This is a genomic window from Klebsiella sp. CN_Kp088 (assembly GCF_040064335.1).
GTDB classification, from domain to species: Bacteria; Pseudomonadota; Gammaproteobacteria; order Enterobacterales; family Enterobacteriaceae; genus Klebsiella; species Klebsiella aerogenes.
Map to the genome: position 1 here is coordinate 49,320 of NZ_JBEAIQ010000038.1, position 13,555 is coordinate 62,874.

Below are 13,555 nucleotides of genomic sequence, written 5' to 3' on the forward strand. Positions count from 1 at the left end.
ATACACAATGAGTAGCGTAGATATTCTGGTTCCCGACCTTCCTGAGTCCGTAGCTGACGCAACCGTCGCCACCTGGCACAAAAAACCGGGCGACGCGGTAGTCCGCGACGAAGTTCTGGTCGAAATCGAAACTGACAAAGTGGTACTGGAAGTACCGGCATCAGCGGACGGCATTCTGGATGCAGTACTGGAAGACGAAGGCGCCACCGTGCTGTCTCGTCAGATTCTGGGCCGCCTGCGTGAAGGCAACAGCGCCGGTAAAGCCGCTGATGCGAAAGCTGATACCAAAGAGTCCACCCCGGCTCAGCGTCAGCAAGCGTCTCTGGAAGAGCAGAGCAACGACGCGCTTAGCCCGGCTATCCGTCGTCTGCTGGCTGAACACAGCCTCGACGCGGCGGCGATTAAAGGCACCGGCGTTGGCGGCCGCCTGACCCGCGAAGACGTTGAGAAACATCTGGCGAGCGCGCCGGCGAAAGCTGAAGCGAAAGCGCCAGCCGCTGCTGCGGCGCCGGTTGCGCAACTGGGCCACCGCTCTGAAAAACGCGTACCGATGACCCGTCTGCGTAAACGCGTTGCCGAGCGTCTGCTGGAAGCGAAAAACTCTACCGCCATGCTGACCACGTTCAACGAAGTCAACATGAAGCCGATTATGGATCTGCGTAAGCAGTACGGCGAAGCGTTCGAAAAACGTCACGGTATCCGTCTGGGCTTCATGTCCTTCTACGTGAAAGCGGTTGTTGAAGCGCTGAAACGCTACCCGGAAGTGAATGCTTCCATCGATGGCGACGATGTGGTTTATCACAACTACTTCGACGTGAGCATGGCGGTTTCGACCCCACGTGGCCTGGTGACTCCGGTGCTGCGTGACGTTGACCTGCTGGGCATGGCGGATATCGAAAAGAATATTAAAGAGCTGGCAGTGAAAGGCCGTGACGGCAAGCTGACCGTAGATGACCTGACCGGCGGTAACTTCACCATTACCAACGGCGGCGTATTCGGTTCTCTGATGTCCACGCCGATCATCAACCCACCGCAGAGCGCCATTCTGGGTATGCATGCCATTAAAGACCGTCCGATGGCGGTCAATGGCAAGGTAGAAATTCTGCCGATGATGTACCTGGCGCTCTCCTACGACCACCGTCTGATCGACGGACGTGAATCGGTAGGCTTCCTGGTAGCGATTAAAGAGCTGCTGGAAGATCCGACTCGTCTGCTGCTGGACGTGTAGTCAGTAAGAGTATTACCTACCGTAGGCCGGATAAGGCGTTCGCGCCGCCATCCGGCGTTGATGAGATGCCTGATGGCGACGCTTGCGCGTCTTATCAGGCCTACAGGTTTAAAGATAATTATTACCTGAAGGATGGACTGAACACATGAACTTACATGAATATCAGGCAAAACAACTTTTTGCCCGCTATGGCTTACCGGCGCCGGTGGGTTATGCCTGTACTACTCCGCGTGAAGCAGAAGAAGCCGCTTCAAAAATCGGCGCGGGTCCGTGGGTAGTGAAATGTCAGGTTCACGCTGGTGGCCGCGGTAAAGCGGGCGGTGTGAAAGTAGTTAAGAGCAAAGAAGAGATTCGCGCTTTTGCTGAGCATTGGCTGGGCAAACGCCTGGTGACTTACCAAACAGATGCTAACGGCCAGCCGGTAAACCAGATTCTGGTTGAAGCGGCGACCGATATTGATAAAGAGCTGTATCTGGGCGCGGTTGTTGACCGTAGCTCCCGTCGCGTGGTGTTCATGGCGTCTACCGAAGGCGGCGTGGAAATCGAAAAAGTGGCGGAAGAAACCCCGCACCTGATCCACAAGATCGCTATCGATCCGCTGGCGGGCCCGATGCCTTACCAGGGTCGTGAACTGGCGTTCAAACTGGGTCTGGAAGGTAAACAGGTTCAGCAGTTCACCAAGATCTTCATGGGTCTGGCGACCATCTTCCTGGAGCGCGATCTGGCGCTGATCGAAATCAACCCGCTGGTTATCACCAAGCAGGGCGACCTGATCTGCCTCGACGGTAAACTGGGCGCTGACGGCAACGCGCTGTTCCGCCAGCCGGATCTGCGTGAAATGCGCGACCAGTCTCAGGAAGATCCGCGCGAAGCTCAGGCGGCGCAGTGGGAACTGAACTACGTTGCGCTCGACGGCAACATCGGTTGCATGGTTAACGGCGCAGGCCTGGCGATGGGTACCATGGACATCGTTAAGCTGCACGGCGGCGAACCGGCTAACTTCCTCGACGTTGGCGGCGGCGCCACCAAAGAGCGCGTGACCGAAGCGTTCAAAATCATCCTCTCTGACGACAACGTTAAAGCGGTTCTGGTTAACATCTTCGGCGGTATCGTACGTTGCGACCTGATCGCTGACGGCATCATCGGCGCGGTTGAAGAAGTGGGTGTTAACGTACCGGTTGTTGTACGTCTCGAAGGTAACAACGCCGAACTGGGCGCGAAAAAACTGGCTGACAGCGGCCTGAATATTATTGCAGCGAAAAGTCTGACGGACGCAGCACAGCAGGTTGTTGCCGCAGTGGAGGGGAAATAATGTCAGTTTTAATTAATAAAGACACCAAGGTTATCTGCCAGGGCTTTACCGGTAGCCAGGGTACATTCCACTCTGAACAAGCGATCGCTTACGGCACTCAGATGGTTGGCGGCGTAACGCCAGGTAAAGGCGGCACCACCCACCTGGGCCTGCCGGTATTTAACACCGTGCGCGAAGCCGTTGAAGCCACCGGCGCGACTGCGACCGTCATCTACGTTCCGGCGCCGTTCTGCAAAGACTCCATTCTGGAAGCTATCGACGCGGGCATTAAGCTGATTATCACCATCACCGAAGGTATCCCGACCCTGGATATGCTGACCGTGAAAGTGAAGCTGGACGAAGCTGGCGTTCGCATGATCGGCCCGAACTGCCCAGGCGTTATCACCCCGGGCGAATGCAAAATCGGCATCATGCCGGGTCACATTCACAAGCCGGGTAAAGTGGGCATCGTTTCCCGTTCCGGTACCCTGACCTATGAAGCGGTTAAGCAGACCACCGACTACGGCTTCGGCCAGTCTACCTGCGTCGGTATCGGCGGCGACCCGATCCCGGGCTCCAACTTCATCGATATCCTGAAAATGTTCCAGGAAGACCCGCAGACCGAAGCGATCGTCATGATCGGTGAAATCGGCGGCAGCGCGGAAGAAGAAGCGGCAGCTTACATTAAAGAGCACGTGACTAAGCCGGTTGTCGGCTACATCGCGGGCGTTACCGCGCCGAAAGGCAAGCGTATGGGCCACGCCGGCGCCATCATCGCGGGCGGTAAAGGTACTGCTGATGAGAAATTTGCTGCGCTGGAAGCGGCCGGTGTGAAAACCGTTCGCAGCCTGGCGGATATTGGCGAAGCGCTGAAAGCTATCATCAAGTAAACCCTCACTGCTCCTCAGGAGCAGACTAATGTCCGATTTCGACATGGTTGGCCACCGTCAGGTGGCCTTTTTTTTGCCTTGTCGACAGCCGCAGGCGCTCTCTTGCGTTAAAAAACGCTATTATGTTGATTTACTGAATATTATTGGGAATAATCACTCGCCGCTTTGCCGGGGGAGGGGAGATGGTTAATTTTATGTGAAAATAAACAGAAAAACGCAGACGTTATTTTTTGCATTTCGATTGGGAAAAATAGTGTGACCGGTCTAACATTATTAGGATCGCATCATTTCTTACCTTAAATTGGTCAAAGTTAAAATTATATTACCTATAATTCTCATCTCTCTCTTTTTAGTAACCGCTAGCGGCAGACTTTAAACACATTTTTAACATCAATTTTACTGTTATTCTTTATTGCGCCACATAATTAACATAGGCGGGAAAAATTGATTTATATCAATGCTTAATACTTGGAAAAAATCCACAAAAAACGTTAAATTGTCGCAAATCAAATTGGCCTATTCGGGGCATTTTCGCTATATATTGATCACCGTCGAAAAATGTAAAGCTGGAACAATAAAATCCTATTTATTGTAAGGTTATTGCGGCGTAATATATTAGAGAATCATTTGGTTTTTTCGTTAACGTATTTGTAACCTTTGCGAGGGCACTGTTTCATCGCCAGATGAGCAGTAACGTACCAGGGAGCAAATAATTTTGTATTGGGGCATGCGTATGAACCTGAATTTTGGGTTCGTTCTCGGAGTCTTCATGCGATGAGCAAGGAGTCATGATGTTAGATATAGTCGAACTGTCGCGCTTACAGTTTGCCTTGACCGCGATGTACCACTTCCTTTTTGTGCCGCTAACGCTCGGTATGGCGTTCCTGCTGGCCATCATGGAAACGGTCTACGTCCTTTCCGGCAAACAGATTTATAAAGATATGACCAAGTTCTGGGGCAAGTTGTTTGGTATCAACTTCGCTCTGGGTGTCGCAACCGGTTTGACCATGGAGTTCCAGTTCGGGACTAACTGGTCTTACTATTCTCACTATGTGGGCGATATCTTCGGTGCGCCGCTGGCCATTGAAGGTCTGATGGCCTTCTTCCTCGAATCTACCTTTGTAGGTCTGTTCTTCTTCGGTTGGGATCGTCTGGGCAAAGTTCAGCACATGGCGGTGACCTGGCTGGTCGCTCTGGGGTCTAACCTCTCCGCGCTGTGGATCCTTGTGGCCAACGGCTGGATGCAGAACCCGATCGCATCGGATTTCAACTTTGAAACCATGCGTATGGAGATGGTCAGCTTCTCTGAGCTGGTCCTGAACCCGGTTGCTCAGGTTAAATTCGTCCACACCGTGGCCTCCGGCTATGTGACTGGCGCGATGTTCATCCTTGCTATCAGCTCCTGGTACATGCTTAAAGGCCGTGATTTCGCCTTTGCTAAGCGCTCCTTCGCGATTGCTGCAAGTTTTGGTATGGCCGCTATCCTCTCCGTTATCGTCCTCGGCGATGAGTCCGGTTACGAAATGGGTGACGTGCAGAAAACCAAACTGGCGGCGATTGAAGCAGAATGGGAAACTCAGCCGGCGCCGGCTGCCTTTACCCTGTTTGGTATTCCCGATCAGGAAGCGCAAACCAACCACTTCTCCATCCAGATCCCTTACGCGCTGGGTATCATCGCTACCCGCTCGGTGGATAAGCCGGTTATCGGCCTGAAAGATCTGATGGCGCAGCATGAAGAGCGTATTCGTAACGGGATGAAAGCCTATGCGCTGCTGGAACAGCTGCGCGCCGGTTCCACCGATCAGGCGGTACGCGATCGGTTCAATGATGTTAAGAAAGACCTCGGTTATGGCCTGCTGCTCAAGCGCTATACCCCGAACGTCGCCGACGCCACGGAAGAGCAGATTGCTAAAGCGACCAAAGACTCTATTCCGAGCGTAGCGCCGCTGTACTTCGCCTTCCGTATCATGGTGGCGTGCGGCGTACTGATGCTGTTGATTATCGGCGCCTCTTTCTGGACCGTGATTCGTAACCGCATTGGCGAGAAAAAATGGCTGCTGCGCGCCGCGTTCTTCGGTCTGCCGCTGCCGTGGATTGCCGTTGAAGCGGGCTGGTTTGTTGCCGAGTATGGCCGTCAGCCGTGGGCGATTGGTGAAGTGCTGCCTACAGCGGTGGCGAACTCATCGCTGACCGCGGGCGATCTGATCTTCTCGATGTTGCTGATCTGCGGTCTGTATACGCTGTTCCTGGTGGCTGAACTGTTCCTGATGTTCAAGTTTGCCCGCAAAGGACCGAGCAGCCTGAAAACGGGTCGCTATCACTTTGAACAGTCCTCCGCGGCTATTCAGTCGGCACGCTAAGACAGGAGTCGTCAAATGATCGATTATGAAGTATTGCGTTTAATCTGGTGGCTACTGATCGGCATCCTGCTGATTGGCTTCGCCGTCGCCGACGGATTCGACATGGGGGTGGGCATGCTCACCCGTTTCCTCGGTCGTAATGACACCGAGCGTCGAATCATGATCAACTCCATCGCCCCGCACTGGGACGGAAACCAGGTGTGGCTCATCACCGCCGGCGGCGCGCTGTTTGCTGCCTGGCCGATGGTATACGCCGCCGCGTTCTCCGGCTTCTATGTGGCAATGATTCTGGTGCTGGCATCTTTATTCTTCCGTCCGGTGGGCTTCGACTACCGCTCCAAGATTGAAGATACCCGCTGGCGCAACATATGGGACTGGGGCATCTTCGTGGGGAGCTTTGTGCCGCCGCTGGTTATCGGCGTGGCTTTCGGCAACCTGCTGCAGGGCGTACCGTTCCATATTGATGAGTATCTGCGTCTGTACTACACCGGCAATTTCTTCCAGCTGCTGAATCCGTTTGGTCTGCTGGCGGGTATCGTCAGCGTGGCGATGATCCTGACGCAGGGCGCGACCTACCTGCAGATGCGTACCGTAGGCGAACTGCATCTGCGCACCCGCACCGTCTCCACGGTGGCGGCGCTGGTGACGCTGGTTTGCTTCGCGCTGGCGGGCGTATGGGTCTACTACGGTATCGACGGTTACGTGGTGAAATCGGTGCTGGATCATACCGGCCCGTCTAACCCGCTGACCAAAGAAGTGGCGCGTGAAGCCGGCGCGTGGATGGTTAACTTTAACAATATGCCAGCGCTGTGGGCTATTCCTGCCCTGGGCGTGGTGCTCCCGCTGCTGACCGTCGCGTCGACAAAAGCAGATAAAGGCGCCATGGCGTTTCTGTTCTCCTCGCTGACGCTGGCCTGCATCATCCTGACCGCGGGTATCGCGATGTTCCCGTTCATCATGCCGTCCAGCACGATGCTAAATGCGAGCCTGACGATGTGGGATGCCACCTCCAGCCAGCTGACGCTGAATGTGATGACCTACGTGGCTATCGTGTTTGTGCCGATTATCCTCGGCTACACCACCTGGTGTTACTGGAAGATGTTTGGCCGCATTACCCGCGAAGACATCGAAAAGAACACCCACTCGCTGTACTAAGGTAAGGAGCTATATATGTGGTACTTCGCATGGATTTTGGGAACGCTGCTTGCCTGTGCCTTTGGGGTGATTACCGCGCTGGCGCTTGAGCACGTGGAAGCAACCAAAGCAGGTAAAGAAGAGCATTGATGAAAATTATCGCGACCCTTTACGCGATGATGGACAAGCGCCCGTTAAGGGCGCTTTCCTTATTAATGGCGCTGCTGCTGGCAGGCTGCATCTTCTGGGATCCGTCGCGCTTTGCGGCGAAGACCAGTGGGCTTGAAATCTGGCATGGTTTCTTGCTGATGTGGGCGGTGTGCGCCGGCGTCATTCACGGTGTGGGCTTCCGTCCGAAAGCCGTGCACTGGCAGGGGATTTTCTGTCCGCTTATCGCTGATATTGTTCTCTTTGCAGGCCTGATCTTTTTCTTCTTTTGAAAGATAAGAGTATAAGAGAAGTCTGTTAACCGCATGGGCTTGCATAAGCCCATAAAAATTTACTCGCCGTTTACTTTCTCCCATTCCAAACCACGATTCCCGCGCGTATAGTAGCGAAGTTTGAAAGCACTACTCTTTTTTTGCATTACCGGGATGTAAAGTGAATACAACGCTGTTTCGATGGCCGGTCCGGGTCTACTACGAAGATACCGATGCCGGTGGTGTGGTTTACCACGCCAGTTACGTCGCTTTTTATGAAAGAGCACGCACAGAGATGCTGCGCCACCATCACTTCAGTCAACAGGTTCTGTTGGCTGAACGAGTTGCCTTTGTCGTTCGCAAAATGACGCTGGAGTATTTTGCGCCCGCCAGACTCGACGACATGCTCGAAATCCAGACGGAAATTACCTCGATGCGAGGCACCTCTTTGGTTTTCACGCAGCGAATCGTCAACGCCGAGAATACAGTTTTGAACGAAGCTGAAGTTCTCATTGTGTGCGTTGATCCACTCTTAATGAAGCCTCGTGCGCTTCCCAAGTCTATTGTCGCGGAGTTTAAGCAGTGACTGACATGAATATCCTTGATTTGTTCCTGAAGGCGAGCCTTCTGGTTAAACTTATCATGTTGATTTTGATTGGTTTTTCTATCGCTTCCTGGGCTATTATTATTCAGAGAACGCGTATCCTCAATTCCGCCAGCCGCGAAGCCGAAGCGTTTGAAGATAAGTTCTGGTCCGGTATTGAACTGTCTCGCCTGTACCAGGAGAGCCAGGGCCGTCGCGATAGCCTCGCCGGTTCCGAGCAGATTTTTTACAGCGGCTTTAAAGAGTTCGCGCGTCTGCATCGTGCCAACAGCCATGCGCCGGAAGCGATTGTCGAAGGGGCGTCGCGCGCGATGCGTATCTCGATGAACCGCGAACTGGAAACGCTGGAAACGCATATTCCGTTCCTTGGCACCGTGGGTTCCATCAGCCCGTATATCGGCCTGTTCGGTACCGTCTGGGGGATCATGCACGCCTTTATCGCCCTCGGCGCGGTGAAGCAGGCGACACTGCAGATGGTTGCGCCGGGGATCGCGGAAGCGCTGATCGCCACGGCAATCGGTCTGTTTGCCGCCATCCCGGCGGTTATGGCCTACAACCGTCTGAACCAGCGCGTGAACAAACTTGAACTGAACTACGACAACTTTATGGAAGAGTTCACCGCCATTCTGCACCGTCAGGCGTTTACCAGCAGCGAAAGCAATAAGGGGTAAGCCATGGCCAGAGCACGTGGACGCGGACGTCGCGAACTGAAGTCCGAGATTAACATCGTTCCGCTGCTGGATGTCCTGTTGGTGCTGTTGCTGATCTTCATGGCGACAGCGCCGATCATTACGCAGAGCGTGGAAGTCGATCTGCCGGACGCCACGGAGTCGCAAGCGGTGAAAAGCAACGATGAACCACCGGTTATCGTTGAAGTCTCCGGAGTAGGGCAGTACAGCGTGAAAGTCGGTCAGGAAACGTTGTCCCAACTGCCGCCGGAGCAGGTCATTGCTGAAGCGAAGCGCCGACTCGAAGCGAACGAGAAGACGGTGTTCCTTATCGGTGGCGCGAAAGATGTGCCTTACGATGAAATCATTAAAGCGCTTAACCTGTTGCATAGCGCAGGGGTTAAATCGGTTGGCTTAATGACCAAGCCTATTTAATCGGCCCGCGGAGCGAGCGGCGGTGGATATCGATAGCATTCCGCCGTTGCTTTTAAACGGCAACAGGCGAACAGTTTTTGGGAACCGATAGTGTCAAAGGCAACCGAACAAAACGATAAGCTTAAACGAGCGATCATAGTTTCAGTGGTGCTGCACATCATTCTGATTGCGCTACTGATCTGGAGTTCGTTCGACGAGCATCTGGATACTTCCGGCGGCGGCGGAGGTTCGTCCATTGATGCGGTGATGGTCGATCCTGGCGCGGTAGTCAACAACTACAACCGCCAGCAGCAACAGCAGTCCAGCGCGCGTCGCGCGGCCGAGCAGCGTGAAAAGCAGGCTCAGCAGCAGGCCGAGGAACTGCGGGAAAAACAGGCTGCCGAGCAGGAACGCCTGAAGCAAATGGAACAAGAACGTCTGCAGGCGCAGGAAGCGGCTAAAGAAGCGAAAGAGCAGCAAAAACAGGCTGAAGAAGCGGCAGCCAAGGCGGCGGCCGCGGCAAAAGCGAAAGCAGATGCCCAGGCGAAAGAAGCGCAGGAAGCTGCCGCTAAAGCCGCTGCTGATGCCAAAGCTAAGGCCGATGCCCAGGCGAAAGTCGCGGAAGCGGCTGCCGCTAAGGCGGCAGCCAAAGCAGCCGCTGACGCGAAGAAACAGGCGGAAGCCGAAGCGGCGAAAGCCGCCGCGGATGCGCAGAAGAAAGCCGAAGCGGAAGCTGCGAAAAAAGCTCAGCAGGATGCAGAGAAGAAAGCGCAGCAGCAGGCCGAGAAGAAAGCTCAGCAGGAAGCGGCGAAACAGGCTGCGGCAGAAAAGGCCGCCGCTGAGAAAGCCGCTGCCCAGAAAGCTGCCGCGGAAAAAGCTGCTGCTGAAAAAGCCGCAGCAGCCGAAAAAGCCGCTGCCGCCAAAGCTGCCGCAGCAGAAAAAGCGGCGGCTGATAAAGCGGCCAAAGCCGCCGCCGCGAAGGCCGCCGCGGCCAAGAAAGCCGCTGCAGCTAAAGAAGCAAGCGGTGTTGACGATCTGCTTGGTGACCTGAGCTCAGGTAAGAATGCGCCGAAAACCGGCGGTGGCGCTAAAGGTAATGGCCAGCCATCGAAAGATAGCGGTGCCTCAGGCGCCAACGGCGGGGCAACGGGAGCTGATATCAGCGCATACGCAAAGCAAATACAGATGGCTATTCAAAGCCGCCTGTATGATGCCAGCCTCTATCAAGGCAAGCGTTGCGTGTTGCATATCAACCTTGGGCCTGACGGCACATTAAAGGATATCACCTCTGAAGGAGGCGACCCTGCGCTGTGTCAGGCGGCATTAACGGCAGCACGTACTGCGAGTATTCCTAAACCGCCAAGTCAGGCTGTTTATGAGAAAATAAAAAATGCGACACTAGACTTTAAACTGTAATCGTTTTTCCCCGTGCAAGCGGGGAAAAACATTCTATGGTAGTCACAGGGTTTTGGTAGTTTTGTGTATTTGGGTTTGTTAACATTCTGCTAAATTATCGTGGGCTTTCCGCCCGGATAAGGGAGATATGATGAAGCAGGCATTACGAGTAGCATTTGGTTTTTTGATGCTGTGGGCGGCGGTGCTGCACGCAGAAGTACGCATCGAGATCACCCAGGGGGTGGACTCGGCGCGCCCCATCGGTGTGGTGCCATTCCAGTGGGCTGGCCCGGGCGCTGCGCCTGAAGATATTGGCGGCGTGGTAGCGGCTGACCTGCGCAATAGCGGCAAGTTTAATCCGCTGGATCGCTCGCGCCTGCCTCAGCAGCCGGGTAGCGCTCAGGAAGTGCAGCCTGCAGCATGGTCCGCGCTGGGCGTTGACGCCGTGGTCGTAGGCCAGGTGACGCCAAACCCTGACGGTTCTTACCAGGTTGCCTATCAGCTGGTTGATACCGGCGGTGCGCCGGGTACCATCCTGTCGCAAGGCTCTTTCAAAGTGACCAAGCAGTACCTGCGTTATGCCGGACATACTGCCAGTGACGCGGTATTCGAAAAGCTGACCGGAATTAAAGGCGCTTTCCGTACCCGTATCGCTTACGTGGTTCGCACCAATGGCGGTCAGTTCCCGTATGAGCTGCGCGTCTCTGACTACGACGGCTACAATCAGTTCCTGGTTCACCGTTCATCACAGCCGCTGATGTCGCCGGCATGGTCTCCGGACGGTTCTAAACTGGCCTATGTGACCTTCGAAAGCGGCCGCTCCGCGCTGGTAGTTCAGACGTTGGCGAATGGCGCAGTCCGTCAGATTGCCTCCTTCCCGCAGCACAACGGCGCGCCGGCCTTCTCGCCGGATGGCAGCAAACTGGCATTCGCACTGTCGAAAACCGGTAGCCTGAATCTGTACGTGATGGACCTTGGCTCCGGCCAGATTCGTCAGGTGACTAACGGTCGCAGCAATAACACCGAACCGAGCTGGTTCCCGGATAGCCAGAACCTGGCGTTTACTTCCGACCAGGCTGGCCGTCCTCAGGTGTATAAAGTCAACATCAACGGCGGTACGCCGCAGCGTATTACCTGGGAAGGTTCGCAGAACCAGGATGCTGACGTCAGCGCTGATGGTAAAATTATGGTAATGGTAAGCTCGGCCAACGGTCAGCAGCACATTGCTAAGCAAGATCTGGAAGCGGGTGGTGTACAGGTTCTGTCATCAACGTTTTTAGATGAAACGCCAAGTCTGGCACCTAACGGCACTATGGTAATCTACAGCTCTTCTCAGGGGATGGGATCCGTGCTGAATCTGGTTTCTACAGATGGGCGTTTCAAAGCGCGTCTTCCGGCAACTGATGGACAGGTAAAATTCCCTGCCTGGTCGCCGTATCTGTGATAATAAATAATTGATTATTAAAGGAATCAAAGAAATGCAACTGAACAAAGTGCTGAAAGGGCTGATGATCGCTCTGCCGGTTATGGCAATCGCGGCGTGTTCTTCCAACAAGAACGCCAGCAACGACCAGAGCGGTGAAGGCATGCTGGGTGCCGGCACTGGTATGGACGCTAACGCTAACGGCGGCAACATGTCTTCCGAAGAGCAAGCTCGTCTGCAGATGCAGCAGCTGCAGCAGAACAACATCGTTTACTTCGATCTGGACAAGTACGATATCCGTTCTGACTTCGCTGCAATGCTGGATGCGCACGCTAACTTCCTGCGTAGCAACCCGTCCTACAAAGTGACCGTAGAAGGTCACGCGGATGAGCGCGGTACTCCGGAATATAACATCGCTCTGGGTGAGCGTCGTGCTAACGCCGTTAAGATGTATCTGCAGGGCAAAGGTGTTTCTGCTGACCAGATTTCCATCGTTTCTTACGGTAAAGAAAAACCTGCAGTACTGGGTCATGACGAAGCGGCATATGCCAAAAACCGTCGCGCCGTACTGGTTTACTAAGAGAATTGCATGAGCAGTAACTTCAGACATCATTTATTGAGTCTGTCGTTACTGGTTGGCATAGCGGCCCCCTGGGCCGCTTTTGCTCAGGCGCCAATCAGTAGTGTCGGCTCAGGCTCGGTCGAAGACCGCGTCACTCAACTTGAGCGTATTTCCAATGCTCACAGCCAGCTTTTAACCCAACTCCAGCAACAACTCTCCGATAACCAAAGCGATATTGATTCCCTGCGCGGTCAGATTCAGGAAAATCAGTATCAGCTCAATCAGATTGTCGAACGCCAGAAGCAGATTCTGCAACAGATCGACGGGCTGACGAGCGGTGGCGGAGCAGCAGCGGCAGGCGCGCAGGCGCAGGCTCCGTCGTCTTCCGGCGATCAAAGTTCGGCTGCCACCAGTACGGCGCCAGCGGCGTCTTCCGGGGCGCCTGCGATGACCGGGGATGCCAACACCGATTACAACGCGGCTATTGCGCTGGTTAAAGATTCGTCCCGCCAGGATGACGCAATGGTGGCGTTTCAGAACTTCGTCAAGAAGTACCCGGATTCAACTTATCAGCCGAACGCCAACTACTGGCTCGGACAGTTGAACTACAATAAGGGGAAAAAAGACGATGCGGCATATTATTTTGCCTCGGTGGTGAAAAACTATCCGAAATCCCCGAAAGCGCCGGATGCGATGTTTAAAGTCGGCGTTATCATGCAGGACAAAGGCGACACCGCGAAAGCGAAAGCCGTTTACCAGCAGGTAGTCAGCAAATTCCCTGGCACCGATGGTGCGAAACAAGCGCAAAAACGTCTTAACGCCCTGGGTTGATTATGGCATGACCAGAAATCGCGTTATTTCTGGTCTTGTCGCACGAAACCCAAGCAGTTAAGTGATCTTTATCGAAATTTTAGTTGCGCTGAAATCTGAAATCAGTAATATATGCCGCCGTTGCCAAGGGATATCGAACAAGCCCAAAGCGACGCCAGAGTGGGTCGTTAGCTCAGTTGGTAGAGCAGTTGACTTTTAATCAATTGGTCGCAGGTTCGAATCCTGCACGACCCACCAATCGTTCTGGTTGAAGTAGTATCGGTAGTATCCAGCGCAGTATCGGGTGATTAGCTCAGCTGGGAGAGCACCTCCCTTACAAGGAGGGGGTCGGCGGTT

General features: G+C 54.3%; 14 protein-coding genes and 1 tRNA gene. All 15 read left to right on the forward strand.

The features are described 5' to 3' along the window. Nucleotides 1–7: 7 nt before the first annotated feature. The 15 genes from odhB (at nt 8) to ABLV08_RS22945 (ending at nt 13,456) form a co-directional block, all read left to right on the forward strand. Entirely contained in the window at nt 8–1,228 is a 1,221-nt protein-coding gene (gene odhB, locus ABLV08_RS22875; protein WP_020079338.1) for a 2-oxoglutarate dehydrogenase complex dihydrolipoyllysine-residue succinyltransferase, read from the forward strand. A gap of 145 nt (nt 1,229–1,373) precedes the next feature. Continuing rightward, nucleotides 1,374–2,540, forward strand: coding sequence for an ADP-forming succinate--CoA ligase subunit beta (sucC, locus tag ABLV08_RS22880; protein ID WP_015367670.1), 1,167 nt, complete (start codon nt 1,374–1,376; stop codon nt 2,538–2,540). After that, the gene (gene sucD, locus ABLV08_RS22885) at nt 2,540–3,409 is read left to right on the forward strand and encodes a succinate--CoA ligase subunit alpha (RefSeq protein WP_015367669.1); all 870 of its coding nucleotides are present in this window, start codon (nt 2,540–2,542) and stop codon (nt 3,407–3,409) included. Before sucC ends, sucD begins: the two co-directional genes overlap by 1 nt. 791 nt (nt 3,410–4,200) lie before the next feature. Continuing rightward, nucleotides 4,201–5,769, forward strand: a complete 1,569-nt coding sequence (gene cydA, locus ABLV08_RS22890) for a cytochrome ubiquinol oxidase subunit I (RefSeq protein WP_015367666.1) — start codon at nt 4,201–4,203, stop codon at nt 5,767–5,769. Nucleotides 5,770–5,784: 15 nt separating this feature from the next. Then, nucleotides 5,785–6,924, forward strand: a complete 1,140-nt coding sequence (gene cydB, locus ABLV08_RS22895) for a cytochrome d ubiquinol oxidase subunit II (protein WP_063410638.1) — start codon at nt 5,785–5,787, stop codon at nt 6,922–6,924. Between the two features lie 15 nt (nt 6,925–6,939). Continuing rightward, nucleotides 6,940–7,053 carry a cytochrome bd-I oxidase subunit CydX gene (cydX, locus tag ABLV08_RS22900; protein ID WP_004100325.1) on the forward strand — a complete coding sequence of 38 codons (114 nt, stop codon included), beginning with the start codon at nt 6,940–6,942 and terminating at the stop codon, nt 7,051–7,053. After that, on the forward strand, nt 7,053–7,343 hold the full coding sequence (gene ybgE / locus ABLV08_RS22905) for a cyd operon protein YbgE (protein ID WP_015367664.1): 291 nt from the start codon (nt 7,053–7,055) through the stop codon (nt 7,341–7,343). The genes cydX and ybgE overlap by 1 nt, the downstream gene beginning before the upstream one ends. A 160-nt stretch (nt 7,344–7,503) precedes the next feature. Then, the gene (ybgC, locus tag ABLV08_RS22910; protein ID WP_004859689.1) at nt 7,504–7,908 is read left to right on the forward strand and encodes a tol-pal system-associated acyl-CoA thioesterase; all 405 of its coding nucleotides are present in this window, start codon (nt 7,504–7,506) and stop codon (nt 7,906–7,908) included. Next, nucleotides 7,905–8,597 (forward strand): Tol-Pal system protein TolQ, encoded by a 693-nt coding sequence (gene tolQ, locus ABLV08_RS22915; protein WP_015704769.1) that lies wholly within the window; start codon nt 7,905–7,907, stop codon nt 8,595–8,597. Before ybgC ends, tolQ begins: the two co-directional genes overlap by 4 nt. 3 nt (nt 8,598–8,600) lie before the next feature. Then, a complete protein-coding gene (gene tolR / locus ABLV08_RS22920) occupies nt 8,601–9,029 on the forward strand; it encodes a colicin uptake protein TolR (RefSeq protein WP_015367661.1) in 429 nt (142 codons plus the stop codon). A 90-nt stretch (nt 9,030–9,119) separates the two neighbouring features. After that, nucleotides 9,120–10,424 carry a cell envelope integrity protein TolA gene (gene tolA / locus ABLV08_RS22925; protein WP_015704770.1) on the forward strand — a complete coding sequence of 435 codons (1,305 nt, stop codon included), beginning with the start codon at nt 9,120–9,122 and terminating at the stop codon, nt 10,422–10,424. A gap of 130 nt (nt 10,425–10,554) precedes the next feature. Continuing rightward, a complete protein-coding gene (gene tolB, locus ABLV08_RS22930; RefSeq protein WP_015367659.1) occupies nt 10,555–11,847 on the forward strand; it encodes a Tol-Pal system beta propeller repeat protein TolB in 1,293 nt (430 codons plus the stop codon). Nucleotides 11,848–11,881: 34 nt separating this feature from the next. Next, nucleotides 11,882–12,406, forward strand: a complete 525-nt coding sequence (gene pal, locus ABLV08_RS22935) for a peptidoglycan-associated lipoprotein Pal (protein WP_004859700.1) — start codon at nt 11,882–11,884, stop codon at nt 12,404–12,406. A gap of 9 nt (nt 12,407–12,415) precedes the next feature. Beyond that, entirely contained in the window at nt 12,416–13,219 is an 804-nt protein-coding gene (cpoB, locus tag ABLV08_RS22940) for a cell division protein CpoB (protein WP_032714100.1), read from the forward strand. 161 nt (nt 13,220–13,380) lie between these two features. Beyond that, nucleotides 13,381–13,456: transfer RNA gene (locus tag ABLV08_RS22945), tRNA-Lys, on the forward strand. Nucleotides 13,457–13,555: the final 99 nt, after the last annotated feature.